Here is a 26,619-nt window from a genome sequence, read left to right on the forward strand (position 1 = left end):
AGTTATATGAATGTTAACAAGATAAAGAATGAATTAGCTTAGTCCATGTTCTTTGATAGCTGCTTCAATATTGTCAAATACTGGAGCACTCATCGCTGGAATACGGAACAAGATTGGTCCAGCTTCAATTACTGGAATTCCTGGTTCAAAACCAAGGTCAGTTGCAGCGATTGGAGTAAAGATATCGTAGCCCTTGATAAGGTCTTCGTTTACATCTTTCACCATGACTGCATCACAGTGAACGTCATAACCACGATTTGAGAGTTCTTCTTCTAGAGCACTTTTAATTTGGTGACTTGAGTTAACACCTGCACCGCAGGCAGCAAGAATTTTAATCATTTGGATTTCCTCCGATTTTATATTTTAATAGACAAGATTAAGCTGTTGCTTCAGCAATATAAGCATAAAGTTTTTCTGGTTCAGAAATTTTTGATAAATCTTCTAGATGATCCTTCCCTGTAAAGAAATCCATCAACTGAGCCAGAATATTCGTTTGACTGGAACTTGAGTTGTTAATGATAAAGAAGAGCAGTGAAACTTCGACCTCTCTATCAGGAGCAATCATGTTGTGAAAAGTTACTGGTTTTTCTAATCGAACAACCACTACTTTCTCAGCTAGATTATGAACAATATCTGTATGAGGAATAGCCACATTTGGTAAATCTTTCCCCAAAAATTCCATATCTAAACCAGTTGGAAATGACTTCTCACGCGCGATCAAGGCTTCACGATAAGTTGGAGTAACGATTTCTCGTTCTTCCAATAAGGTTGCCACCTGATTAAAAAGTTGTTCTTGATTATCCGCTTCTAAGCAAAACACCAGGTTTTTGTCAAAGAAATGATCTAATCCCATAACCTTTTCCCTTCTTTCAATTATCTTTTATGGTATAAGTATAACACTATATGAAATCGTTGTCAATATTTTTTGTTTCATTTTGTTCATTTTTTTGTAATTTTTGTTTTGTTTCAAGAATATAATCAATATCAAACATTTCTGTTTTAAAATCTACAAAAAAAGAAGGCTCAAGCCTTCTTCTCTTTCCTTACTCAATAGTAGATAAAATCTCTTCTAACTTATGGTAATCTTTTACACTATCAATTTCATAAATGCTATTGTCTTCTAATTCTTCAACATACACATCTAATTCTTTGATATTATCCTTAACCATATTGTCCCAGTAGAGATCAACAAATTCACCACTCTCGTAAGCTTTGTCAATAAAGCCAACAATCTTCTCAGCAGTTGGAGCATCCCAGAATGAAACCCCACTCAAAATGCGACCAGCTTTGCTGTCAACAATAATGTCTTGGACCTTGTAGTCATCACCGTAAACCAAGAACCACTCGTTCGTACAGTCTTCACGATAAACGCTAAAATAGGTAGAACGTTTAAGATCGTTTCGAAACATATTTTTGAAAAGATAGTTATCTGCATCGATGACGTAGCTGTTAGCCAAATCTTCTTTTACTAGATAAAGTGAGTAAAAGTTATTGTAATCAGCATACTTGTCGTTAAAGACTAAACGGACACCATATTTTTCTTTTAGGTAGTCAAATTGTTCTTTGAGGTAACCGACAACGATGATAATCTCATCAATTCCTCTCTCTTTCAAAAACTCGATTTGGTATTCTACCAAAGGTTTTTGATTAACCTTAACCAAAGCTTTTGGGGTATTTTCAGTCATAGGGCGCAGACGACTTCCTAATCCCGCTGCTAAAATAATCGCTTTCACATGAATCTCCTTTATTCTTTAATAATAATATAAACACCAGCCATAACAATAAGTGAAGTGATAATTGTCAGCATATCTAGCGGTGCACCTAAGAAAATAGCTGCAAATAAGACAGTCCAAACTACATAGCTCACATTCAAACCTGTCGCTTTCGCAGGTTGCAAACGATTAATAGCGATATAATAAGCTAAGTAGGAAATCATATCAAAGGCTGCAAAGACAATCAAAAGGACTAGTAACTGCCCATCTGCCACTTCTGCAAATGAGTGGTGAGAAAAGAGCACAATCACAAGATAGGACAGGAATGAGGTTACTTGTCGGATTAACAAGGCTTCAATTTCACTTAATTCACTTTCCATGGCGTAGGAACTAAGAACACTTTCACTCCCCCAGGCAATGGCACAGATAAGGGCACAAAGAATCCCAATGTAAAACGAGTTTACTTGTTCAACCTTGTAAGTCTGAGCAATGATCGCTGCAATAATCAAGAAAACACCGAATACTGTATTCTTTGAAACCTTGTGTTTCAAAATGAAGAAGGCGAGCAAAACTGAAATTGCTGGGTAAATAGCCGATACAGATGAAGCTAGAGAACTACCGATATATTTAACCGCATAAAGATTGGCCTGCATGCCTATTGGTCCTGCTAGTAAAGCTCCGATAATTACACTTACATTTCGAATATTTAAGAAAATCGAGAGGCGAACTTTTCCTTCTTTTACCAAAAGAAAAGCTAACAAGATAAAGATACTCAAGAAATCATGAGCAGCAGCCACCACAAAAGGCGAAAGATTTGTAAAAATTGAAAAGATATAAGCACTAATCGTTAGACCTAATCCCCAGAAGATACCAGAGAGCAGACCAAAGGAAACACCATTTTTATTCTTCATCCTAACCTCCATAATAAGTCAAACCTTCGACAGCTCTTTGGTAACGGTTGATACCATAATCTCCAAAATCAGCTCCTTGAGCTTCTTTGTACACTGTCCACAAACTCCAGATAGTATCTTGCAAGATTTTATAGATACGAATCTTCTCACGTGATACAGGCGTTTTGTCACTTTCATAGTAGGAAAGGAAATCATCTTCCTCTTGCTTTGTAAATTCAGACTCTAAGAAAAGAGCTGCCAAATCCCACATCGGGTCATTCATAGAAGAGTATTCCCAGTCAATCAAATACAAACGACCTTGTGGTGACTCGATAAAGTTTTCTGGTACCAAATCGATATGACAGGATTTTCTATCAACACCCAAATCAGCCAATCTCTTTTCTAGTGAAAATACATCTTTTCTTACAGCTTCATAGTTTTCATAAGGGATAGCTCCCTCAATCAAGGATTCATATTTGCTGATTTCCTCAAAAGGAGCAAACTCTCCTCTTAATTCTTTCCCTGAAGCATGGATGGTTTGTAAAATTGGTGCAATCTTTTCAAACTTGGACTTGATTGATGTTGAATCAAGAGTTACTGCTGATTCGATGTACTCATTTACTTTAATCCCTGACTCAATATCAAAAAGATAATTTTTGACATCTAAATCTAAATCCTCTAAAAGTTCAAGATTGTACTTTTCATTTTGACGATTGATGAGTTTTTCAGTCCCTTTACCAAAAAATTTCACAATATACTGTTTGTTGGTTGTTTTAACCAAATAGTTTTGATTGGTCATGCCTCCCAGCTGTTCAACACTGAGTACTTCCTCTTCATTAGATAGTAAAGAAGAAATTTTTTCTTTGATGAGTTTCTCCACAATTAACCTCCATCTTCTACACTTCCCACTTAAATACTGTTTTGAAAGCAGTATTTAGGTCTGTAGCAAAGACACGGTGAATGTCCTTGATTTCTCTCACAGGCTCTTCAACATAAAGGATATTCTTCAGACGATTCGCAAACTTTTTAACTTCCATCATTTGAATGGCCTTCTCAAAATCGACGCGTCCTGAACGAGATGAGCCTACTAATAACAATCCTTTTTCCAAAGCATCTCGTGTATTGATATTAACCTTGTATTCGCTCACTCCCATCATGAGAATCGTTCCCTGTGGACGAATATAGCGAATCAAGTCATTGATAGCTGGGCCTGTACCATCACCACCGCAACACTCAAATCCATGATCAAAGGTCAAATCCTCTGGGATATTATCCGTGATATAGCACTCTTTTGCAAAAGAGAAGAGCTCCAATTTTTCCCAATGGCGACCAATGACGATAATCTCTGCTTCTGGCAAGGTGTAATTGATGATATTTGCAACCACAAAGGCCAAACTACCATCTCCGATAACAGCGATTCGCTCTCGCTTGCTATGAGCAAGATGCAGGAATCGAGCCATAGCATGCATGCCAACACTTACAAACTCGGTGATGGCAGCAACTGTGTCCTCAATGTCATTATAAGACACAACACGATCTTTTGGAAGAGAGACAAATTCTCGCATAAAGCCGTCATAGCCACTAGATAGGAAGTAGGTCCCTGTCATGTAGTTCTCGTAGAACTCCTTGTCACTCTGCATAGGCGGTTGATTGGGAATCATAACTACCTTTTGACCGACTTCATAAGTCCCAGTTGGATCTGAAATAACAGTTCCACAAGACTCGTGAATCATCGCCATAGGAAGCTTTTTGGCCAATATCTTTGGATCGCGTTTCCCTTGATAGTAACGTTGATCTGCATGACAAACCGCCATATAATTTGGACGAATCAGGATATGATTCTCCTGATCAATGTCCTCTTCTTGGTATTTTACATTGATAAACTTTGGTTTTGTCAGTTGATAAATTTGATTAATCATAGCCCTAATCTTTCTCAATCATGCTTTTCGCGATTTTCAAGTCTGTCACAGTTGTGATTTTAAGATTTGAATATTCCCCTTTAGCTAGAGCAACATCCTTCCCTTTGATAACAAAAATCTTACATGCATCCGTCAGGATTTCTTTTTCTTGATCAGATAGGGAACCATACAAATCCATGAAATCCTTACAACGGAAAGTCTGAGGTGTTTGACCTTGATAAAGGTGAGCACGATTTGGAATATCAGTGATAAACTGACCATTGGTACTTTCAACAATGGTATCAACCGCTTCTACTACTGTGTCAACCGCATCATGATTTTGGGCCAGTTTTATATTGTCCTGAATCATGCGAAGTGTGATAAATGGACGAACAGAGTCGTGAGTAATCACAATATCTTCTGGAGTGATTGGACGATAGGCATTAATGGCTTCTATTATCTTCTCGATACTGGTATTGCGATCAGCCCCACCTTTGGTAATGATGATGCGATCCTTGTGAAGAGAAAGATACTTGTCAACCAAGTCCTCAGCATGAGATACCCAATCTCCATGAACTCCAACTACAATTTTTTCAATACTTGGTTCTAAGACAAATTTTTCAATTGTGTGGATCAAAATAGGTCGATCACCCAACTCCAAGAATTGTTTTGGTAAATTACTGATTCCCATGCGTGTGCCAGTTCCTCCGGCTAGGATTCCTGCATAGATCATTTATATTCTCCTTTAGTTTATTCTAAAAAACTCATTACCATCTATTATATCACAATATATGCCTATCATGAAGAAAAGATAAAGAGCCACTATATGAATCGGCTCATTATTTAGGATGAAAAATGAACAATATTCAACAAAATCTGAAAAATCATAACAAATTAAGAAATAAATTTAGGTTATTCTCTATCCCCCTTATTCAACGTTCGGTTAATATAGAGTTCTTTAGAATATAATAGAAACCTTAAAGAAAACTTAAACATATTTTTTGAAATACAAGAAAAAGCTCGGAAAATTATGGCATCCATTTTTGTAAATTTAAGAAAGCAATCTCTACGATGTTTTAAACTATTGTTAGACTTTTGCTCCTAAAATTGGTAAAATAAAAAAGAAAATAATAGAAAAAGGAAACTGTAAACCGCCATGATGAACATGCAAAACATGATGCGCCAAGCACAAAAACTTCAAAAACAAATGGAACAAAGCCAAGCAGAACTCGCTGCCATGGAATTTGTTGGAAAATCTGCTCAGGACCTTGTCCAAGCGACCTTAACTGGTGACAAAAAAGTTGTCAGCATTGACTTCAACCCAGCAGTTGTAGATCCAGAAGATCTCGAAACCCTTTCTGACATGACTGTGCAAGCGATTAACGCTGCTCTTGAACAAATTGATGAAACGACTAAGAAGAAACTCGGTGCTTTCGCTGGAAAATTGCCTTTCTAATCCACAAAAAAAGAGAAACAGATGTTTCTCTTTTTTTCTTAGAAATCAAAGAATTCCATTGCTTTCTTTAAGAGTAATTCCGTGTATTCTGGATCGTCTTGAGCCATTGTGACTTGTGACTGGACCATTTCAAGATCATCCGTTATCATGCCATCTGCTCCAAGTCTGACTGCCTTATCCAAGGACTCAGAACTATTCACAGTCCAAACATAGAGTCTCTGATCAGTTGTCCAGAGTTTATTGACAAAGTATTCGTCCAAAGTTGAGTACTCCATAGTGTAACCAGTTGCCTTGGTTCTTGGGAAGATACTGTTATAGGGAAGAATAAAGTAAACTGGAATTTCAGAATCATAAGTCAACACTTTATCAATCACATGGTAGTCTAGCGATTGCATCTGGTGTCCATATTTCTTGATAGTCGCTCCGTACTTTTCGAGGAAATGGTCCATCATTTGCGGACTATCTTTTTTACTGGTCTTAATCTCAATCAGCAATTTTTGGTTTAAAGCATTTGCACGCTCTAAATAGGCATCAAAGCTTGAAATCTTTGTTTGATAACCATTCTCGTAAATATCTGTATTTGTTAATTCATCCAGAGTCAAATCTTGCGGTGTAGCATTAATACCTGTTAAATTTTTGAGGTTAGCATCGTGCATCATCACGAACTGACCGTCTTTCGTTTCCTGCACATCCATTTCGATGAGATCTGGTTTTAGTTGAGCTGTTTTTTCTAAAGACTGCACCGTATTTTGAACACCGTTTTTATTACTTACTCCTCTGTGCGAAATCACTAAAGGTGTATTGGTATCTGGAGTTTCCAGATAAACGTAGCCTTCTATGGCAAAGATGATGCTTGCACACCCCATGACACCCCATCTCATCAGATGATCTTTCTTTCGCCTTGGCATAATCTCTAGTTCTTCTCCTGTCAGGAAGGAAACAAACTTCACTAGGAAATAAGTCAGGGTCATGTAATGGAAATTTTTAATCAAGACAAAATTAATCACACCGAGAATCAAGGATTCTTTTTGAGTTAAATTATCCATCACTGCTTGCGCAAAAAGCAAGGGAATTAACAAACCAAAGAAGAAGAGATAGGTTTTAATAATAATGAGTAAGAGATGCCAAGAGAAGAAAAGGACATTTTTCTTTGTCTTTTGGAGACTATATTTCACACTTTCTCTTATTGTCTTTCTTTCAAAGAGAATCTTAGGCAGGGCAAACATAAATCGGACAGAGATGTAGAGAAAGATCCAAGCGGATGCTATGATCATCAGACCTACCAGCCAATGCTTACCTTCCCAATAATTCACAATAAAATCAGGGATAATAATCTTGTTGAGGTAGTAGATTTTTAAAATCTTACGGATGAACGGGAAAAGCAAAGCAATGTAAAAAAAGACAAAGGCCATCTTACAAAAGCTCAATCGCTTAACGAATAGAAAGCTCTGGTGAAATACTTTTCTACTGTACTCAATTAAAGTTCTCTTTTCATGATAGAGAAGGTGACGAGCCCCTATAAACAAAAGACAAATCTGGAAATAGGCAACCAGGAGATTGATTGCAATTAAGATGAGAAAGGCTAAACTGATAAAAGGCGAGCCTTGTATAATCGCCCAAAAGTTATTGTAGGAGATAAACAAATAACCGGTTTGTCTCAGAAGGATGCCAGCAATCCATGAATTTAATGGTAGCCAGACAAACTCAACCATCATAAATATCAAGAAAAATAGAAATAAAATCTTATCTAGGTTATAGTATATCTTCCTAAAACCTAGCTTTTTAGGTTTTTCAGGTTTCATAGGCACTCCTAGTCTATAAATTGGGATAAATCTAAGCCACCAAAAGGATTATTCATAGAAAAACTACTCTGGTCTTCTATTAATAGCTTTCCTTCATCTGATTCCAAAAAAGCTTCGTAAACACGCGCCGTCATGCGGGCATCCTCTAAACTGTTATGAGACTTCCCGTGAAAGCCTAAAAAATTCGCTACAGTTTGTAATTTAAGATTGGCTATGCCGTGTAAATCAGAACTACGGCGTTCAAAAGCCTCATCATATAGGTCGACCTTATACTGGTCACGATAATCAATGCCATGCTCCAAGAGAATAGGCAAATCACTCTTAGCTGCATTGTAACCAACAATAGGTAAGTCGCCAACAAATGCCTGAAAGTCCTTTAAAACTTGTTCTACCTTTGGCGCATCTTTCAAGGTTTCAGCTGTGATTCCAGTCAAACCATTGATAAAACTCTTCAATGGGGCTGTAGTATGAACATAAGAATCAAAAGCAGCACATTCTTGTCCATCTTGAAAGCGGACTGCCGATACTTGAATTAAATGGGTAACCCCCTCGTGTTGATTGAATTCCAAATCAAAGGCGATATAATCTCTTAATTTTTCCATCTTTTACCTCAGTTCCGACTCAATTTAAACCATAAATAATAAAAGAAGCTATCAGGTTAGTGAATAACCCAAACAGCTTCTTTATTTTCCTCCAAATAAGCGAGCAAAAAAGCCTTTTTTGGTAGCTTGAACTTCTTCTTTTGCTTGGTCCAACTCTAGTTTCAAACTTTCTTGATCCTTCATAGCTTGAAGAGTTAATTGTTGCTGTTGGTCCAATTGTTTGTCCTTTTCAGCAATCTGTCGATCTTTAACACGCATCTGTTCATCTTTTTCTGCCAACTGCTGGTCTTTGGCCTTGAGCTGCTCATATAAACGAAGAATTTCAGCATTTTTCTCATCGACTAAGATTTCCATCAGTTCGCGTTGTTTGACATCATCACTGACTGGTTCATCTTCAAAAATCGTTTTTTTATAGATTTCTTCTAGCTTAATCAAGCCACTTCGAGTAACTACAGTTACACCTTTGTCATTTTTTTTCGTGTCCTCTTCTGGAAGTTCTTTGACACGATTGTTGATTGCTTGACGAGAGAGTCCTAGGACCTCTGCAATCTCACTGACGGTCATTTCAATACTCATAATATCCTCTGAAACGTTTTCTAGCTTTTCTTTACTTAAATCTTATCATAAGCTAGATAAACTGTCAAATTTCCGCTTAATCCATAACCTTTAAAAAGGCCAGTAAAACTTGGGCAGAACGACGTCCAGCTTCAATGATAAACTCATCAAAAGAGATAGAAGCCTCGTGATTGGCATTGTCGCTCATGGCACGAATGACTAGGAAAGGTAGGCCAAGAGCCTGAGCTGCCTGTGCAATCGCTGCCCCTTCCATTTCAACTGCTAAAACATCCGGAAAGTGGGATTTGATACTAGCAATCTTATCATCTCCAGCTATAAAGCTATCCCCTGTGGCAATCAATCCTAGGTGCCAGGTCTGTTCTAATTGAGATAAATTCTCTTTAATCCTAGCGATAAAGTTCTTATCGGATTCAAAGTAAAGAGGTTGACCAGCCATCTGACCATAAGCGTAGCCAAATGCAGTCACATCCACATCATGGTAGACAAGTTTATCCGCAATCACGACATCTCCAACGGCAATCCCTTCTGCAACTGCACCTGCCGATCCTGTATTGATAACGGCATCTACTTGGAAATGGTCAGCTAACACCGCTACACTCATAGCTGACATGACCTTTCCAATCCCACTCTGAACTAGAACAACTTCTGTCTTGCCAACAGTACCAGTGTAGTAAGTATTTCCCAAAACCTGAACTTCTTGAGCTTTGGCCAAGTTCTGAGTCAGGTGTACGAGCTCTTCTGACATGGCAGCAATGATTCCAATTTTCATTTTATGTCCTTTCGATTACAAGAGTTTCATTGCCAACACTAACAAAATTAAGAGTAGGATGACTGCAAATAAGATACGATTGAGTTTTAAATTAAAAACATTTCTCTTGGTATTCTCAATGCGACGGCTCTTATGAATCGTTGGCTCTACTTCAATTGTTAAAGTATCTTGAATAGAATTATAGTCTCTAGAACGTGAATAACCAAAGTTTTGTGAAGAAGTTGATAAAATTTTAGTTTCCTCATCATCTTGAAGAGGTGGCCCGGAGATTTTCTCCCCACGATTGGCACGTTCGATTATTTCATCTGTTAACAAAGGTTTTCCCATGGGCTACTCCTCTATTTCTTTTGCAATTCCCAGTACTGGATTGCCATAATCGTCTTGGCATCACAGATATGGCCAGACTGAATTAAGTTTTTTGCTTCCTCAAGGCTGACCTCTAGAACTTCCAAGGTTTCATCATCATCTTGCGGACGAGGATTTTCCACCTTAGTTAAATCTCTTGCGAGGTAAAGTTTTAATTTTTCATTACAAAAACCAATAGCAGAGTAGAAATCATATAGAAGCTCTAACTTACCTGTATAGGCAACCTCCTCCTCCAATTCACGAAGGGCCGCCGACATGGGATCTGCATTTTCACCAAGTTCCAGTTTACCAGCAGGAATTTCATAAGAGATGGCTTCAATAGCTTTTCGGTATTGCTTAACAAGGACGATTTTATCCTCAGCTGTCACAGCTAGAACACATACTCCTCCATTGTGAAAAATCAGATCACGTTGGGCAGTTCCCTTCCCTTCTGGTAGTTCCACCTGATCTTGCACTAGCTTAAAAATAGGACCTTGATAGATTTCCTTCCGGCTAATCGTTTTTTCTTCAAATTCCATGATAGACTCCTACTGATTCTTAGGATGATGAGGCAAACGTAATGCATATTCATCTTTATTAACTTGACGTCCACGTCCAATAGCAATGGCGTCAGCTGGAACATCTTTTGTAATCGTTGAACCAGCTCCAACTAGTGAATTATCACCAAGTTCCACTGGAGCAATGATAGTTGAGTTTGATCCAACAAAGACATTATTGCCAATGACCGTCTTGTACTTATTCTTCCCGTCGTAGTTAACTGTAATCGTACCTGCACCAAAGTTAACATGGCTACCCACTTCACAGTTTCCGATATAGGTCAAATGACCTGCCTTGGTATTTTCACCGATTGAAGATCCTTTTACTTCAACAAAGTTTCCAATGTGAACTTGGGAAGCTAGACTTGAGCCTGGACGAATATGAGCATACGGACCGACTGTCACACCATCTGCAACTGTACTTTCCTCAATCATGGAATTCGTAATCACAGCTCCAGCTCCGATAGCGCTATCCACGATATAAGTTCCATTTGTTAAAACAGTTTCCGCCCCAATCTTCGTTTGACCTTTCAAGGTAACGTTGGCTTCGATTTGGACTTCAGGAGCAATCTCGACATCAACATCGATGTAAGTTGCTTCTGGATTGACAAAACTAACACCATTAACCATATGTTTTTGATTGATACGGCGACGCATCACTGCTTCCGCAGTGGCAAGAGCCACACGGTCGTTTACCCCAAGACTTTCATCAAAATCCTTGAGAGTATAGGCGCCAACCTTCTCACCTGCATTACGGAAAATACCAATCACATCAGTAATATAATACTCACCTTGGGCATTGTTGGTGTTGATGTTTTTAAGAGCCTCAAAAAGACGTTCATTGTCAAATACATAAGTTCCTGTATTGATTTCCTTAATTTGCTTTTCAAAGTCTGTAGCATCTTTCTGCTCAACAATACGAAGAACTTCAGCGTTATCGTTACGGACGATACGACCATACCCAAAAGGATCCGCTGCTTCAGCCGTTAAAATAGTCGCCACATTTTTGTGATTAATATGGAAATCCAAGAGGTTTTTCAAGCTTTCACCTGTAATCAGAGGAGTATCCCCAGCGATAACCAAGGTGTGGCCAGAGCGGTTTTGGAGAATGGGCTCTGCCATCATGACAGCATGCCCAGTTCCTAATTGTTCTGACTGAGTTACAAAGTCTGTCTGTCCAGCCAAGACTTGCTCAACTAACTCTGCCTTGTGTCCCACTACAGTAACAGTTTTTTCAGGTTGAATAGCTTCAACACTACGAAAAACGTGTTCCAACATCGAAATTCCTGCTACTTTATGAAGTACCTTTGGAAGATCTGATTTCATGCGAGTACCCTTACCCGCTGCTAAAATAATGGCATAATTTGACATACTATTCTCTTTTCTGTGAAAATTCCCTTATATTATACCATAATTTACCTCCTTAGGAGTAAACAAACAGAGAAATAGGGGAAAACATGCTAGTTCATTCATCTTTTCAACGTTTTCTTTGATTTTTTTATCTATTTACGTTAAACTAATTAGATATGAGAAAAGAGATTCATCCAGCTATTATTTGTAGTCTATTCACCATTGTTATAGCTATTTTAATCTTTAATAAACCAGCTTATGAAGACCATTCGGTCAAGTCAAAAAGCAACACTGCTCAAGTTGAAAACCAGGCCTTGCATAATCTTGATAAACCCATTATTGACATTTCTGGTTGGCAAAGACCGGAGGAGATAAACTACGATATTTTATCTCAAAACATTTCTGGTGTTATCGTTCGCGTGCACAATGGGGCACAGCACACTGAAACAAATGATGCTGCCTTTATCAATGGGGTCGATAAAGCCTATAAAAATCACATTGCAGAATTTCAAAAGCGCAATGTCCCCGTAGCCGTTTATGCTTATCTAGCTGGTACGAACAAAGAAGAAATGGAGAAAGCGGCTGAAGTTTTCTACAATTCTGCTTCTCCATACAATCCTAGTTATTACTGGCTTGACGTTGAAGAAAAAACAATGTCCAATATGAATGAAGGTGTTGAAGCTTTTCGTGCCAAACTGGAATCTTTGGGTGCTAAAAACATTGGCATCTATATTGGAGTTTACTTCATGCAAGAACACAGTATCAATACAGATAAGTTCACTGCTATTTGGATTCCTTCCTATGGAACTGACTCTGGTTATTTTGAAACTAAGCCAAATACTGATTTAGATTATGACCTCCATCAGTATACTTCCAAAGGAAAAATTGCAGGATTTGAACATCACCTAGACATCAATCTCATTTCTACTGATAAGGAAAAAGAAGAAACCTTCAGAAAGCTATTTTTAAGACCGTAAAGCAAGTGAAAGTCGCAACTTTTTCACTTGCTTTTTCATTTTTTTGCTGTCTGTGTTATAATTGATAGGATAGAGAAAGAAATTTATGAAATTGAGGAGTCTAATATGTTTTCATGGATTGCAAGAGTTATCAAAGGAATCGTCATTGCCTTAGGATTTATCCTACCTGGAATTTCTGGTGGTGTTCTGGCTGCAATTTTGGGTATCTACGAGCGAATGATTGGCTTTCTGGCTCATCCCTTTAAAGATTTTAAAGAGAATGTCCTATACTTTATCCCAGTAGCCATCGGGATGTTGCTAGGTATTGGTTTATTTTCTTATCCGATTGAGTATTTGCTAGAAAATTACCAAGTCTATGTTTTGTGGAGTTTTGCTGGAGCTATCATCGGTACAGTTCCTAGCCTCCTTAGAGAATCTACTCGAGAATCTGATCGTGACAAGGTTGACCTAGCCTGGTTCTGGGCTACCTTTATCCTTTCAGGTCTAGGGCTCTACGCGCTAAACTTTGTTGTTGGTTCTCTCAGCGCCAGTTTCGCTAGTTTCATCTTGGCAGGTGTTCTTTTAGCTCTAGGTGTCTTGGTGCCTGGTTTAAGTCCATCAAATCTACTCTTGATTTTGGGACTGTACGCTCCAATGCTAACTGGCTTTAAGACCTTCGATTTATTTGGTACCTTCCTTCCTATCGGGATTGGTGCAGGAGCAACTCTTATCGTTTTTTCAAAATTAATGGACCATGCCTTGAACAACTACCACTCCCGTGTTTATCACTTTATTATTGGAATTGTGCTATCAAGTACCCTCTTGATTTTGATTCCAAATGCTGGAAGTGCTGAAAGTATCCAATACACTGGACTTTCCATCGTAAGCTATGTTCTCATCGCCTTCTTCTTTGCACTTGGCATTTGGCTTGGTATCTGGATGAGTCAATTGGAGGATAAGTATAAATAATGGCAAAGAAAGTTAAGATTAAGAAAACCTTGGTCGAACAAATCTTGACCAAAGCAGGAATTGAGAACACAGGGATTCAAATCAATGCGCTTGAGGGAGAACTTCCTTCGGAATATGATCGAACACATATCTTTAAAACCTTGGCTCTGCTGGGGGACAAGACAGGCCCAATTATCGGAATCGTTCCCATAACAGAACACCTCGCTGAAAAAAAACTAGCAAAGGTTTCTGGTAATAAAAAAGTGAGTATGATTCCACAAAAAGACCTAGAAAAAACGACAGGCTATATTCATGGGGCAAATAACCCCGTCGGCATTCGCCAAAAACACAACTATCCTATTTTTATTGATAAAACAGCTTTAGATTTAGACAAAATAATCGTCTCTGCTGGGGAAGTCGGGCATAGTATCATTATTGCTCCACAGGACTTGGCTAGCTTTGTGAAAGCAGATTTTGCAGATATCTTGGAGGAAAACAACTGATGAAACTCTATTTTGTGCGTCACGGCCGAACTATCTGGAATCTTGAAGGACGTTTCCAAGGTGCCGGAGGGGACTCACCTCTTCTTCCTGAGTCTATTGATACCTTAAAGGTGCTCGGTCAATATCTCAGCAATATTCCTTTCGATGAGATTTATTCAAGTGATTTACCAAGAGCGGTCAAATCTGCTGAAATTATCCAAAGTCAACTCCAGACGCAATGTCCTTTAGAGACTATTCCTGACCTGCGTGAATGGCATCTCGGAAAACTAGAGGGATTAAAAATTGCAACATTAGAGGCCATCTACCCACAACAAATCGAGGCTTTTCGTACAAACTTAGCTAAGTTCGATACAAGAATGTTTGAAGCGGAATCCCTCTACAGTACAACTCAACGTACCATTCAATTTATCAAATCTCTGAAGGGGAGTCAGGCTAAGAGAGTTCTAATCGTTGGTCATGGTGCAAATCTCACTGCTAGTCTTCGTACCCTTCTAGGTTATAAAGAGCCCCTTCTTCGAAAAGATGGTGGTTTAGCAAATGCTAGTCTAACAATTTTAGAAACCGAGGATTTTGAAACTTTCACTCTGGAAAGGTGGAATGACACTTCCTATCAAGGAAAATAATGGAACTTGATCTTAATGGTCAAGTTCTTTTTAGTTTTCAAAGAATATCCGTGAATTTCTTGACTATTTATGATAAAATGGGAGTATCGCAAAAAGACTCATCGTATCAAATTTTGAGTAAAATTAGGAGGATTTCATGTCTACAGAACATATGGAAGAACTAAATGACCAGCAGATCGTTCGCCGTGAAAAAATGGCTGCGCTTCGTGAACAAGGAATTGATCCCTTCGGAAAACGTTTTGAACGTACTGCTAACTCTCAAGAACTAAAAGACAAATTTGCAGAACTCGATAAAGAACAATTACATGAATTAAACGAAACTGCTACTATCGCTGGACGTTTAGTTAGTAAACGTGGTAAAGGTAAAGTCGGCTTCGCCCATCTTCAAGACCGAGAAGGTCAAATCCAAATCTACGTTCGTAAAGATGCTGTTGGTGAAGAAAACTATGAAATCTTTAAGAAGGCTGATCTCGGTGACTTCCTCGGTGTCGAAGGTGAAGTCATGCGTACAGATATGGGAGAGCTCTCTATCAAGGCAACTCACATTACACACTTGTCTAAAGCACTTCGCCCGCTTCCTGAGAAATTCCACGGTTTGACTGACGTTGAAACAATTTATCGTAAACGTTACCTTGACTTGATTTCTAATCGTGAAAGCTTTGAACGTTTTGTCACTCGTTCAAAAATCATCTCTGAAATTCGTCGTTATCTAGATGGACATGATTTTCTTGAAGTGGAAACACCTGTACTTCACAACGAGGCCGGTGGTGCTGCTGCCAAACCATTTATTACACACCACAATGCTCAAAATATTGACATGGTGCTTCGGATAGCTCTAGAACTTCATCTCAAACGTCTAATTGTCGGTGGTATGGAACGCGTCTATGAGATTGGCCGTATCTTCCGTAACGAAGGAATGGATGCAACTCATAATCCTGAATTTACTATGATTGAGGTTTACCAAGCTTATGCCGATTTCCATGATATTATGGATTTGACAGAAGGTATTATCCAGCATGCTGCAAAGGCTGTCAAAGGTGATGGTCCAGTCAACTACCAAGGTACTGAAATCAAAATCAATGAACCATTTAAACGTGTTCACATGGTGGATGCTATCAAAGAAATTACTGGTGTAGACTTCTGGAAAGATATGACTTTCGAGGAAGCCAAAGCTATCGCTGCTGAGAAGAAAGTTCCAGTTGAGAAACACTACACTGAAGTTGGTCACATCATCAATGCCTTCTTTGAAGAATTTGTCGAAGAAACCTTGATCCAACCAACCTTCGTTTATGGGCATCCAGTAGCTGTCTCTCCACTTGCTAAGAAAAACCCTGAAGACGAGCGCTTTACTGACCGTTTTGAGCTCTTTATCATGACTAAGGAGTACGGTAATGCCTATTCTGAGTTGAACGACCCAATCGATCAACTTAGCCGTTTCGAAGCTCAAGCCAAAGCTAAAGAACTTGGGGACGATGAAGCAACAGGTATCGATTACGACTACATCGAGGCTCTTGAATACGGTATGCCACCAACAGGTGGTTTGGGTATCGGTATCGACCGTCTCTGCATGCTCCTCACTGATACAACTACTATCCGTGATGTATTGCTCTTCCCAACAATGAAATAAACTCTTATCCTCTGGTACTTGCCAGAGGATTTTTTGATGCAAAAAGAGATTGAGTTTCTCCTCAATCTCTTTTCTTATTCTTGATTTTTAACTTGACTGGTGGCTACATCTTCCCCAAACCATTTTTGGCTGATTTCCTGGAATTTTCCTTCTTGGTATAGTGAGATAAAGGCTTGGTTCAAAGCGGCTAACAAAGTTTTATCAGCAGGTCTAACACCCACTGCAAAAGCTTCACTTTCAAATCCATCTGAAAAGACATTGTAGTCATTTAATATTCCTTCAGACTGGAGATAATAATTGGCATATACCCGGTCAATCAACAAGGCATCAATCCGATCGTTTTTCAAATCAATTAAGGCTTCATTGAAACTTTGGTATTGATTGGCCTTCTGGTCTTTTACTCGATTCTTGAGTAGTTCGGGTTGTCCTTCAAAATTCAAATAACCAGAAGATCCAGCCTGGGCCCCTAAAACTTTGTCAGTCATATCCTGAACTGAGTGAATATTTTGAGACTTTTTAGAGACCAAAACTTGTTGATTTTCCATGTAAGGAATGGTAAAAGCAACCTTCTCTTTCCGTTCATCTGTAGCTGTATAGCCATTCCAGATGGCATCAATGGTACCATTTTGTAGTTCGGTTTCTTTCATATCCCAGTCGATGGGTTGAAATTTAATCTGAATTCCTAGCTTTTCAGAAACAGCTTGGGCTAGATCAATATCAAAACCCGCATACTGGCCATTCTTTTCCTCAAATCCCATGGGAACAAAGGTATTGTCAAAGCCAATAGTAATGCTTCCCTGCTTCTGATATTTGGCCCAATTATCCTGATTTGGATCACTTGCCTTCTGAGTACAAGCCGTCAGGAAGAAGCTAAAGAACAGAGCAAGTACAAGGGCAATTTTCTTTCTCTTCATAGGCACCTCCTACTCCTACTTTGGATCAACCTTAAGGATCTGATCAGCAATGTTTTCCGCAAACTGAAGATCGTGGGTCACAACAATCTGAGTCATCCCACGCTCTTTATTTTGAAGGATAAGTTTTTCTACTTCTAATCGCAATTCTGGGTCTAAGGCTGATGTAGGCTCATCATATCCAATAATTTCTGGGTTTATCATCATAGCGCGTGCTAAGGCCACCCGTTGTTTTTGCCCACCTGAAAGTGAGAAAGGAAAGGCATCTGCATGCCCAGCTAACCCAAGTTGTTCTAACAAACCACGCGCCTTCTTCTCAGCAATTTCCTTCTCCATGCTCATCGTTTTTATGGGCGACAAGGTTAAGTTATCTAGAACTGACAAATGCGGAAAGAGTTGAAAATCTTGGAAAACAAATCCCAGAAGATTGCGCTTTTCTAGTTCGTCTATAGCTAGCGATACGCCGTTATAGTGGATTTCTCCAGAATCGATGGTTTCCAATCCAGCTAGCATACGTAACAAGGTGGTCTTGCCTCCTCCTGATGGACCTACGATTGCGAGGATTTGCTTTTCAGGAATTGATAGACTGAAATTGGTTAAGATTTGTTTGCCACCAAAGGCCTTGTTGATATTTCGTAATTCTAACATAGCAATCCTCCTATCTGTAATAACTGTACTTCTTCTCAAGTTTTTTCGCTACAATGGTTACAAGACCAATCATAATCAAATAAATCGCTCCAGCTAAAAACATAGGAACAAGACTGGCGTCCCGATTAGCTGCTGTCCGACTAGCTAAGATCAAATCTGAGATCCCAAGGGCATAAACCAAAGAAGTATCCTTGACCAAACTCATAATTTCATTAAAAACACTCGGTAAGACAATCTTTGTCACCTGAGGAAGGATGATATAGCGAACTGTATCAAAGGAGCCAAATTTTAACACTTTTGCGGCTTCATACTGCCCTTTGGGAATGGTTTCAATCCCACCACGAAAGATTTCTGCAAAGTAGGCTGCATAGTTCAATACAAAAGCAATCACAGCAGCAGGCAAACGATCTAAACGTATCCCAATGCTAGGAAGAACATAGTAAATAAAGATTAATTGCAAGAGCAAAGGAGTCCCTCGCATTACCCAAATATAAAGGTCAATGAGATAATGGAGGGGTTTCCAGCGGACTTGTAAAGCAAAGGCAACGACAATACCTAAAGGAATTGAAAAAATTAAAACCAGAGCAAAGACTTGAAGAGTCATACTTGCACCGTTCAATAAACTGGGTAATATCTCAAACATATAAGACATACTGCACCTCCTAAAAATAATTGTTCCTATTATAGCATAAATAAACAATTTAGCAAGAGTAATTGTAAAAAAATTCTATTTCTTCCAAAAAAACGTATCTGCCAAATTGACGGATACGTTTTTAGAGAGATAACTTTTAAAGTGTTTCTAAGAGTTCTTGCATCTGAACATCATCTGGAACGAGTTTTAAATAGGCTTCAGCTTGTATCTTGGCCTCTTCAAAATATCCTAATTCACGCAGGAGATAAGTATATTGCTCTAAAAACTCGGGATTGTCCTTGAGGTCAGATGACAGTTCTTGATAGAGCTCATAGGCCTTATCTAAATCCTCGATTTCCTGGTAAGAGCGTGCAATCATCCACTTGGTCAAGAGGTTTTCAGGTTCTTGACTTTGGAGAGCAATGATATCTTCATACCGCTCTTGTTCCATATAAATGGTTGCGAGGCGAAGAAAAATTTCTTCTGTATCCTCTGCATCTTCTTTAGCAGTAAGGAGAAACTGCTCTGCAGCACTAGGATCATGCAATTCATACGAAAACTGAGAAGCAGCTAGCAAGAGACGGGTTTCAAATGGATTTTTCTGCAGTCCTTTTTTAACGATACGAAGGGCCTCTTCCACCTGATGTTCCTTATGCAAGGCTTGACTATAACCATACTCATATCCTTCAAAATCTGGTGAAATGGTATCAATCTGCTTAAAGTAAAGAACAGATTTTTGATACTCTTCTTGATCAAAGTAAAGACTAGCCAGTTCAAAGGCAGTTTGGTCATCGTATTCTAATTCTAAAGCTTTTTCTAAGAATTCAGTTGCAGCTTCAAACTTACCTAACTGGGCATAAGCATAACCAATTCGTTGATAGGTTGAGACACCCGTTTGCTCATAGATAGAGCGATTGTCTAACTGAGCATAGCCCTGAATGGCTTCCTGATAATTCCCTAACTCGCTATCCAACTCAGCCAAACCAAAAACTAATAAGGAATCGTCTGAGTAGTTTAGGGCTTCCAGTAACTTTTCACGCGCTACATCTGTCAATCCTTCCAACTGATAGAGGTCTGCCTTCAAGGCCAAGGCCGATACATACCAGTCACTTTCGGAAGTGATTTCCTCAAGGTAAGCAAAGGCTTCCTCAACATTGCCATCCTCGCTAGCAATGCTAGCTAAGTTCAGATTCACTTCTGGAAATTCTGTAACGATATGTTGGTAAATTTCTTTTGCTTGAGGATAAAAGCCAATTCCCTCTAGATAGCTTGCTAGTTCGTAAAGAACTTCACTTGAATCTGTTTCGAGGGCTTTGTGATAATACTGATCCGCCTTGGTTAAATCCTGTTCATCCAGAGCCTGGATCATGCGTTGACTATTGTTCACTCTTGATTTCCTCCCCTTCTTCTTCATACAGACCGCTGACTTTTTTATACCAGTTAAAGATAGCTGAGATAACGACCTTGGCAGAAGCATAGACAGGAATTCCCAGCAAGACTCCCCAAATACCAAACATAGAACCTGAAGTTAGGAGAACAAAGAGGACATTGATCGGATGGATGTTTAGCTGACTACCTAAAATAAGCGGAGAAACGAAGCGACCTTCAATCGTTTGTTCAACAATAAAGACAATAATCACTTTCAAAAGCATAACAGGTCCTGCAATCAAGCCCAAAACCAAAGCAGGCAACATCGCTAGAAAACTACCTAGATAAGGTACTAGATTGAGGATACCAGCCGTAATCCCAAGAGTCACAGCATATCTGAGACCAATGATCTTAAAGAAGATAATAAACATAATTGCCACGATAATAGCAACAGTAACCTGCCCTCTAACATAGTTTGATAACTGTTTATTAACATCTGACAAAACTTGTCCGACAGGTTCTTTTAACTTGTTTGGGATGAATTTAGTTAGGTAATCCCGCAAGCCTTTTCCATCTCTCAAAAGATAAAAGAGCATGAAGGGTACGATAATAACCGCTACAATGACCTGGGAAACACTACTGATAAAGGCGCTGACCCAGTTAACGGCTTGAGAAGAGATTTTGCTGGCCCACAGGGTAGCTTCACTAGAAACATTGGAAAGAACCTGCTCCAACTGTGGTCTAAAATCATCTGGCAAACGTTTGGTTACAAGATCATTGATGACACGGTCAGCATCTTCGAGGTATGTCGGTACATTTTTCGCAAAAGTTAAGACTTGGCGTTGGAGATTTGGAATTGCGACTGCCAGACCCCAAATGATAAAAAGTCCAATGATGACAAATACAATACTGATGGCAAGTACACGATTGATCTTGTGTTTCTCCATCCAGTCAACAATCGGATTGAGGAGGTAATAAAGTAAACCAGATAAAATAACTGGCAACATGACAACTCCTAGGAAATCCAAAACTGGTAAAAAGATAAAACTAATCTTACTTAGAATAAAAATGTTTAGCCCCAGTAACAAGGTTACTAAAAATACAGTGATGGCTTTATTATCCAAAAACCACTTGAAGAACCAAGATAGGCTAAAATGTTTCTCTTTATGTTCCATAAATACATCCTTTCTGTCATCCTCTCATTATACCATTTTTAGACTAAAATAACTCTTTTTTAAAGTGCTTACATGAATAGACAAAAAGAAAAATCTCCTCTATTGAACTGCACCCCAAAAGTTAGATTTTTCTGTCTAACTTTTAGGGTGCAAATCAAATTGAGGAGATTTATTTAATCTTTAATATGACTTGATAGTTGTTTTTGGTATTCTTCGTTTGATTTTGCTTTTTCTTCAGCAAATTTCTTGCGGAATTCTTCCATTTCTTTACTTGTCACAATCTTATCTTGAATCTTCAGATATTTATAACTGTTTTCACCTGTTTTATCACCGACCCAACCATCTGCTCCTGTTCCTGGGACTTTCTTTGTAACAAGCATTTGGGCACCGTCTGAGTGTACAGGAATAACTAGAGCACTATCTGTCAACCATGCTTGAGCTTTAGCATATTTTGAATAGCGTTTTTCGAGATCTGTTTTCTCACCGTTTGCATCATCAAGTAATTCTTTGTATTTATCCAATCCTACTGCCTTAATGGCTGAACTATCTGATCCTGGTGCAATACCAAGTGCTCCAAGAAGAGTTGGTCCAGATGTTGGATCAAATGCATCAAGATAGGTTGATGGATCTGCATAGTCTGGGCTCCATCCACTGTTTGGATTGATATCCCAGTCGATATTGTCTTTTGAAGTTGCAAGAACGGTCATACTTCCCAATTCATCATCAGAAACTTGTTGGATATCAACCACGACATTTTCAACTCCAAGAGCTTCCTCTATTGATTGTTTATACGATTGAGCTTGACGTACAAAATCTGTTTGAGTAGAGGAAACTGGCAAGTCCAAATGAATAGGGAACTGAACACCGTCAGCTTGAAGAGTTTTCTTAGCCGCTTCAAGTTTAGTTTTAGCTTTATCTACATTATGAAGTGAATCTTGTGCATCATCTAGGCTAACATCGCTCCAAGCAGTATCCAACTTGTCAAGTTCTGCTTTTGTTACTTGACCAAAAGATTGATCTCCAATTTGAACAAATGTTGGAGGTGTAAAGCTAGTACGTAATTTACGAGGGGCAACTTCATCACCAAATACTTGAGAGACAGCAGCCTTACGATCTGCTCCAAAAGCCAAGGCTTGGCGGAAATCTTTGTTCAACAAAGCTTTCTTAGTAGATGTCTTTTCTTCGTCCGTTGTTTTAGAAGTATGGTTATAGGCTACACGGTCAATATTAGTTGAAATGTAGTAGCTACCTCCTCTTTGTTGACCATACACAATGTTGTCTTTGTATTTTTCTTTGAATCGCTCATAGTTTGCAGAATTCTTAAAGAGCGGAGCTGCTGGGTAGTGGCCTTCATCAAAACCACGACCAAGAGAGTCTGCATCTTGACCATCAAAGAAGGTCAATTTTATATCATCAATGAAGACATTTCCTTTATCCCAATAGTTTTGGTTTTTTGTCATCTCGATTGAAGATTTCGATGTGAGACCTTTCAGAAGGTAAGGACCATTGTATAGAATACTTGTAACATCAGTAGGTTTACCAAAATCATCCCCTTTAGAGGCTAAAAAGTCTTCATTGATTGGTGCTAAAACACCCATCGTTGTCTTGGAATTCCAGAAAGATTCAGGATTATTAAGCGTATAAACGAGTGTATAATCATCTGTCGCCTTAATTCCAACAGTAGAAAAATCATTTGTTTTCCCGTTAATATAATCATCCAACCCTTTGATTGAATCCTGTACGAGATAGAGGGCTTGTGATTTCTTAGCGACAGCATGTTTCAAACCTGTCACGAAATCCTGAGCCTTTACTTCACCATATTCTTCGCCTTCATTAGTGTACCACTTAATCCCTTTTCGGATTTTATAGGTGTAAGTCAAACCATCTTTAGAAACACTCCAGTCCTCTGCTACAGACGGTACAAGATTTCCATATTGGTCATTCTCAAGCAAACCATCGATGACATTCCCAGTCACCTGTTTGGTACTGGAATTTCCAGAAACTGTGTAGTCCAAAGTTGCGGGATCCGATGAGAAGACATAAGTATAAGTCACAGGTTGGTTGGCATTTTTACCACCAGACGAACAAGCTGCTAGTAGTGCTGAGGACAACACTGCTACTGCAGCCGTTAGAAAAATACGTTTTTTCATAAGGCACTCCTTTAAATCAAATATATGATTATTATATCACTTTGATTTTTGAAAGCAAGGTAAAAACTAAATAAATCTCCCTAAGGTGTTTTCTGTAATTTTCAAAAAATGATGAAAGTCAGTTAAGAATTTCATTTTGTGGTATAATAAATTTATCATTATTAAGAGGTATGGACATGAAAGAAACTGTTTATTTTGGAACTTACACTCGTCGCTTATCTAAAGGGATTTACAAAGCTGATTTTAATACAGAAACAGGCCAGCTTGCAAACCTTGAACTCTTTGCTGCTGAACCAAGTCCGACCTACCTTGCCTTTGACCAACAGCAACATTTATACACCGTAGGGAGCCAGGATGGCTTGGGTGGAATCGCTGCTTACAAGACAGATGGCACTTTGTTAAATCATGTGGTGGAAGAAGGCGCTCCTCATTGTTATGTGGCAGTAGATGAAAAACGTAATCTCGTTTATGGGGCCAACTATCATAAAGGTCAAGTTCTAGTTTATAAACGTCAAACAGATGGTAGCCTCATCCAAACAGATCTGGATCAGCATAGCGGACAAGGCCCTCATGAAAACCAAGCTTCCCCACATGTACACTTTACGGATCTAACACCTGACCAGTATCTCGTTACATGTGATCTAGGCACGGATGAAGTAACAACCTATGATGTTAGTCCAGAAGGAAAACTAAATAAACTCTACACTTATAACAGCCAAGCTGGGGCAGGTGCTCGCCACATCGTTTTCCATCATCATTATAAGATTGCCTACCTCATCTGTGAACTCAACAGTACCATTGAAGTCTTGATTTACGATGGTGTTGGTGAATTTGAACGCATGCAAGTCATTTCGACTTTGCCAGTTGGATATGAGGGATTTAATGCTACTGCCGCCATTCGTCTTTCAAAAGATGGTAAATATCTCTATGCATCCAACCGAGGTCATGATTCCATTGCTGTATTTAGCATCCTAGCTGATGGTAGTCTGGAGTTATTAGAAATTGTGCCCAGCCACGGACAAAATCCGCGCGATTTCAATCTTACTCCTGACCAAGAATTTCTAATTGCAGTTCACCAAGATTCAGATAATGCAACCGTCTTTAAACGTAATCCCGAAACTGGTCGATTAGCTGAGCTTTCTAACGATTTCCAAGTTCCCGAAGCCGTTTGCATCACATTTAAACATTAATGTAAAATAAAAATGAACTTGCTTAAGCAAGTTCATTTTTATTTTATAGTTTATTTCCGACATTGATACGGTTGATAGCACGTTGCAATGCGATTTTTGCACGACGTTCTTGGTCAATCAAATGCTTGTCATGAGCTTCTTCGATTTCTCGTTCAGCTCGAAGTTTCGCACGTTCTGCACGACTGATGTCAATATCACGAGCACGCTCTGCTGAGTCTGCTACAATAGTAATGATATCATTAGCAATCTCGATAATTCCTCCGTTCACTGCAATCCAGTTCACATGAGTATCATCATCGATACGTTTTACCTTCACTTCATCAACCGCTAAAACCGCAATCATATTTTCATGTCGTGGCAAGATCCCCATCTCACCATCCAGAGTTCGTACCGATACAAAGCTGGCATGGTGATCATAGACGAGGCCATCTGGTGTCACGATCTGGACAGTTAAATGAGCCATAGATCACCTCTTAAAATCCCATTTTTTCTGCCTTAGCAATGACGTCTTCGATTGAACCGACACCACGGAAGGCATCTTCTGGTAACTGGTCATGTTTTCCTTCAAGGATTTCCTTAAAGCCACGAACTGTTTCCCCTACTGGCACATAAGAACCAGGTTGACCAGTAAATTGTTCGGCAACGTTAAAGTTTTGAGACAAGAAGAACTGGATACGTCGGGCACGTGCAACCAAAGTCTTTTCTTCATCAGAAAGTTCATCCATACCAAGGATAGCAATGATATCTTGCAATTCATGGTAACGTTGAAGGACACGTTTGACTTCCGCAGCAACTGCATAGTGCTCCTCACCAACAATCTCAGGTGCCAAGGCACGAGAGCTTGAAGCCAACGGATCAACGGCTGGGTAGATACCCAACTGTACCAACTTACGTTCCAAGTTTGTAGTTGAATCCAAGTGAGCAAAGGCTGTTGCTGGCGCCGGGTCAGTATAGTCATCGGCTGGGACATAGATAGCCTGGATAGAGGTTACAGAGCCCTTCTTGGTTGATGTGATACGCTCTTGCAATTGACCCATTTCAGTAGCAAGTGTTGGTTGGTAACCAACGGCTGAAGGCATACGACCCAAAAGGGCAGATACTTCTGAACCAGCTTGAGTGAAACGGAAGATATTGTCGATAAAGAGAAGCACATCTTGGCCTTCTACATCACGGAAGTATTCGGCGATTGTCAAACCAGTAAGGGCAACACGCATACGTGCTCCAGGTGGCTCATTCATCTGACCAAATACCATGGCTGTTTTCTCGATAACGCCTGATTCTTTCATTTCCCAGTAAAGGTCGTTCCCTTCACGAGTACGTTCCCCAACACCGGTAAATACTGAAATACCACCGTGTTCTTGGGCAATGTTGTGAATCAATTCTTGGATCAAGACAGTTTTACCAACTCCGGCACCACCGAAAAGTCCAACTTTACCACCTTTTAGGTAAGGGGCAAGAAGGTCGATAACCTTGATCCCTGTTTCTAAGATTTCAGATGAGGTAGACAATTCATCAAAAGTTGGAGCTTTCTTATGAATTGGCTGACGCTCAGCGTCTTCAGCGAAAGGAGCATCCAAGTCAATCGTATCCCCCAAAACGTTGAAGACACGTCCCAAAGTTTCTTTACCTACTGGTACAGAGATTGGACGGCCTGTGTCCAAAACTTCCATTCCACGAGTCAAACCATCTGTTGATTCCATGGCGATCGTACGGACCATACCATCACCCAACTCCAAGGCTACTTCAAGGACGATTTTTGTTTTTCTTTCGTCATTTTTGTAGACGACAAGTGCATTATTAATCTCAGGAAGTGTTTCCCCTGCTGCAAACAAGACGTCTACAACGGGTCCGATAACCTGAGCAATTTTACCTGAACTCATCTCCTTCTCCTATTCTATATAAGATACTGTCGGTTCCTAGCTCAACTAGGTC

At 39.3% G+C, this 26,619-nt stretch carries 29 protein-coding genes; 7 read left to right on the plus strand and 22 right to left on the minus strand.

Annotation, left to right across the window (positions count from 1 at the left end):
• Positions 1-33: 33 nt before the first annotated feature.
• The 7 genes from EKB01_RS03030 to EKB01_RS03060 form a co-directional block, all read right to left on the minus strand.
• Positions 34-339, minus strand: coding sequence for a PTS sugar transporter subunit IIB (locus EKB01_RS03030; protein ID WP_000590551.1), 306 nt, complete (start codon positions 337-339; stop codon positions 34-36).
• 37 nt (positions 340-376) lie between these two features.
• Positions 377-853 carry a PTS sugar transporter subunit IIA gene (locus EKB01_RS03035; RefSeq protein ID WP_000521983.1) on the minus strand — a complete coding sequence of 159 codons (477 nt, stop codon included), beginning with the start codon at positions 851-853 and terminating at the stop codon, positions 377-379.
• A 190-nt stretch (positions 854-1,043) separates the two neighbouring features.
• A complete protein-coding gene (locus EKB01_RS03040) occupies positions 1,044-1,733 on the minus strand; it encodes an NTP transferase domain-containing protein (protein WP_167265641.1) in 690 nt (229 codons plus the stop codon).
• Between the two features lie 11 nt (positions 1,734-1,744).
• Positions 1,745-2,623, minus strand: coding sequence for a DMT family transporter (locus EKB01_RS03045; protein ID WP_167265643.1), 879 nt, complete (start codon positions 2,621-2,623; stop codon positions 1,745-1,747).
• A 1-nt stretch (position 2,624) separates the two neighbouring features.
• Positions 2,625-3,482, minus strand: coding sequence for a phosphotransferase family protein (locus tag EKB01_RS03050; RefSeq protein ID WP_045617049.1), 858 nt, complete (start codon positions 3,480-3,482; stop codon positions 2,625-2,627).
• Positions 3,483-3,498: 16 nt separating this feature from the next.
• Positions 3,499-4,521 (minus strand): ribitol-5-phosphate dehydrogenase, encoded by a 1,023-nt coding sequence (locus EKB01_RS03055; protein ID WP_084867180.1) that lies wholly within the window; start codon positions 4,519-4,521, stop codon positions 3,499-3,501.
• A 4-nt stretch (positions 4,522-4,525) separates the two neighbouring features.
• A complete protein-coding gene (locus EKB01_RS03060) occupies positions 4,526-5,233 on the minus strand; it encodes a 2-C-methyl-D-erythritol 4-phosphate cytidylyltransferase (RefSeq protein ID WP_000638516.1) in 708 nt (235 codons plus the stop codon).
• A gap of 423 nt (positions 5,234-5,656) precedes the next feature.
• Between EKB01_RS03060 and EKB01_RS03065 the strand changes: the two genes are divergently transcribed.
• On the plus strand, positions 5,657-5,956 hold the full coding sequence (locus EKB01_RS03065) for a YbaB/EbfC family nucleoid-associated protein (RefSeq protein ID WP_000981516.1): 300 nt from the start codon (positions 5,657-5,659) through the stop codon (positions 5,954-5,956).
• A gap of 38 nt (positions 5,957-5,994) precedes the next feature.
• On the opposite strand, the gene EKB01_RS03070 is transcribed toward EKB01_RS03065, so the two are convergent.
• The 7 genes from EKB01_RS03070 to glmU all read right to left on the minus strand — a co-directional run bounded on the left by EKB01_RS03070 (position 5,995) and on the right by glmU (position 11,978).
• On the minus strand, positions 5,995-7,758 hold the full coding sequence (locus EKB01_RS03070) for a glycerophosphodiester phosphodiesterase (protein ID WP_167265645.1): 1,764 nt from the start codon (positions 7,756-7,758) through the stop codon (positions 5,995-5,997).
• Between the two features lie 8 nt (positions 7,759-7,766).
• Positions 7,767-8,360, minus strand: coding sequence for a 3'-5' exonuclease (locus EKB01_RS03075; RefSeq protein WP_167265647.1), 594 nt, complete (start codon positions 8,358-8,360; stop codon positions 7,767-7,769).
• 81 nt (positions 8,361-8,441) lie between these two features.
• A complete protein-coding gene (rocS, locus tag EKB01_RS03080; RefSeq protein ID WP_000021249.1) occupies positions 8,442-8,936 on the minus strand; it encodes a chromosome segregation protein RocS in 495 nt (164 codons plus the stop codon).
• Positions 8,937-9,012: 76 nt separating this feature from the next.
• Entirely contained in the window at positions 9,013-9,705 is a 693-nt protein-coding gene (locus tag EKB01_RS03085) for a 5'-methylthioadenosine/adenosylhomocysteine nucleosidase (protein WP_167265649.1), read from the minus strand.
• Between the two features lie 15 nt (positions 9,706-9,720).
• Positions 9,721-10,032 (minus strand): cell wall synthase accessory phosphoprotein MacP, encoded by a 312-nt coding sequence (gene macP / locus EKB01_RS03090; RefSeq protein ID WP_061588140.1) that lies wholly within the window; start codon positions 10,030-10,032, stop codon positions 9,721-9,723.
• Between the two features lie 11 nt (positions 10,033-10,043).
• Entirely contained in the window at positions 10,044-10,589 is a 546-nt protein-coding gene (locus EKB01_RS03095) for an NUDIX hydrolase (protein ID WP_000393800.1), read from the minus strand.
• Positions 10,590-10,598: 9 nt separating this feature from the next.
• Positions 10,599-11,978 (minus strand): bifunctional UDP-N-acetylglucosamine diphosphorylase/glucosamine-1-phosphate N-acetyltransferase GlmU, encoded by a 1,380-nt coding sequence (glmU, locus tag EKB01_RS03100; RefSeq protein ID WP_061588139.1) that lies wholly within the window; start codon positions 11,976-11,978, stop codon positions 10,599-10,601.
• A 155-nt stretch (positions 11,979-12,133) separates the two neighbouring features.
• Here glmU and EKB01_RS03105 point away from each other — a divergent pair, with 155 nt between their 5' ends.
• The 5 genes from EKB01_RS03105 (at position 12,134) to lysS (ending at position 16,614) form a co-directional block, all read left to right on the plus strand.
• Positions 12,134-12,934, plus strand: coding sequence for a glycoside hydrolase family 25 protein (locus EKB01_RS03105; protein WP_167265651.1), 801 nt, complete (start codon positions 12,134-12,136; stop codon positions 12,932-12,934).
• A 105-nt stretch (positions 12,935-13,039) separates the two neighbouring features.
• On the plus strand, positions 13,040-13,882 hold the full coding sequence (locus EKB01_RS03110) for a DUF368 domain-containing protein (RefSeq protein ID WP_167265653.1): 843 nt from the start codon (positions 13,040-13,042) through the stop codon (positions 13,880-13,882).
• A complete protein-coding gene (locus EKB01_RS03115; RefSeq protein WP_109289974.1) occupies positions 13,882-14,364 on the plus strand; it encodes an aminoacyl-tRNA deacylase in 483 nt (160 codons plus the stop codon). Before EKB01_RS03110 ends, EKB01_RS03115 begins: the two co-directional genes overlap by 1 nt.
• Positions 14,364-14,987, plus strand: a complete 624-nt coding sequence (locus tag EKB01_RS03120; protein ID WP_109289973.1) for a histidine phosphatase family protein — start codon at positions 14,364-14,366, stop codon at positions 14,985-14,987. The genes EKB01_RS03115 and EKB01_RS03120 overlap by 1 nt, the downstream gene beginning before the upstream one ends.
• Before the next feature lie 136 nt (positions 14,988-15,123).
• Entirely contained in the window at positions 15,124-16,614 is a 1,491-nt protein-coding gene (gene lysS / locus EKB01_RS03125; protein ID WP_109289972.1) for a lysine--tRNA ligase, read from the plus strand.
• A 74-nt stretch (positions 16,615-16,688) separates the two neighbouring features.
• Here lysS and EKB01_RS03130 read toward each other — a convergent pair whose 3' ends face one another.
• From EKB01_RS03130 to EKB01_RS03155, 6 genes are all read right to left on the minus strand, one after another.
• A complete protein-coding gene (locus EKB01_RS03130; RefSeq protein ID WP_109289971.1) occupies positions 16,689-17,528 on the minus strand; it encodes an amino acid ABC transporter substrate-binding protein in 840 nt (279 codons plus the stop codon).
• A gap of 15 nt (positions 17,529-17,543) precedes the next feature.
• Positions 17,544-18,173, minus strand: coding sequence for an amino acid ABC transporter ATP-binding protein (locus tag EKB01_RS03135; RefSeq protein WP_109289970.1), 630 nt, complete (start codon positions 18,171-18,173; stop codon positions 17,544-17,546).
• Between the two features lie 10 nt (positions 18,174-18,183).
• The gene (locus EKB01_RS03140) at positions 18,184-18,825 is read right to left on the minus strand and encodes an amino acid ABC transporter permease (RefSeq protein ID WP_061598464.1); all 642 of its coding nucleotides are present in this window, start codon (positions 18,823-18,825) and stop codon (positions 18,184-18,186) included.
• 136 nt (positions 18,826-18,961) lie between these two features.
• The gene (locus tag EKB01_RS03145; protein ID WP_061598466.1) at positions 18,962-20,191 is read right to left on the minus strand and encodes a tetratricopeptide repeat protein; all 1,230 of its coding nucleotides are present in this window, start codon (positions 20,189-20,191) and stop codon (positions 18,962-18,964) included.
• Entirely contained in the window at positions 20,181-21,347 is a 1,167-nt protein-coding gene (locus tag EKB01_RS03150) for an AI-2E family transporter (RefSeq protein ID WP_167265655.1), read from the minus strand. The genes EKB01_RS03145 and EKB01_RS03150 overlap by 11 nt, the downstream gene beginning before the upstream one ends.
• A 173-nt stretch (positions 21,348-21,520) precedes the next feature.
• On the minus strand, positions 21,521-23,497 hold the full coding sequence (locus tag EKB01_RS03155) for a peptide ABC transporter substrate-binding protein (protein ID WP_109289968.1): 1,977 nt from the start codon (positions 23,495-23,497) through the stop codon (positions 21,521-21,523).
• A gap of 176 nt (positions 23,498-23,673) precedes the next feature.
• Here EKB01_RS03155 and EKB01_RS03160 point away from each other — a divergent pair, with 176 nt between their 5' ends.
• Positions 23,674-24,687: a lactonase family protein gene (locus EKB01_RS03160; RefSeq protein WP_084851923.1), complete on the plus strand. Its 1,014-nt coding sequence runs from the start codon at positions 23,674-23,676 to the stop codon at positions 24,685-24,687.
• Between the two features lie 43 nt (positions 24,688-24,730).
• Here the strand turns inward: EKB01_RS03160 and EKB01_RS03165 are convergent, their stop codons facing one another.
• Both EKB01_RS03165 and atpD read right to left on the minus strand, forming a co-directional pair.
• The gene (locus EKB01_RS03165) at positions 24,731-25,150 is read right to left on the minus strand and encodes a F0F1 ATP synthase subunit epsilon (RefSeq protein ID WP_000940835.1); all 420 of its coding nucleotides are present in this window, start codon (positions 25,148-25,150) and stop codon (positions 24,731-24,733) included.
• A 10-nt stretch (positions 25,151-25,160) separates the two neighbouring features.
• The gene (gene atpD, locus EKB01_RS03170) at positions 25,161-26,567 is read right to left on the minus strand and encodes a F0F1 ATP synthase subunit beta (RefSeq protein WP_070535203.1); all 1,407 of its coding nucleotides are present in this window, start codon (positions 26,565-26,567) and stop codon (positions 25,161-25,163) included.
• Positions 26,568-26,619 lie beyond the last annotated feature (52 nt).

The sequence above is a fragment of the Streptococcus sp. CCUG 71758 genome (assembly GCF_011714815.1).
Classification (GTDB): domain Bacteria; phylum Bacillota; class Bacilli; order Lactobacillales; family Streptococcaceae; genus Streptococcus; species Streptococcus halitosis.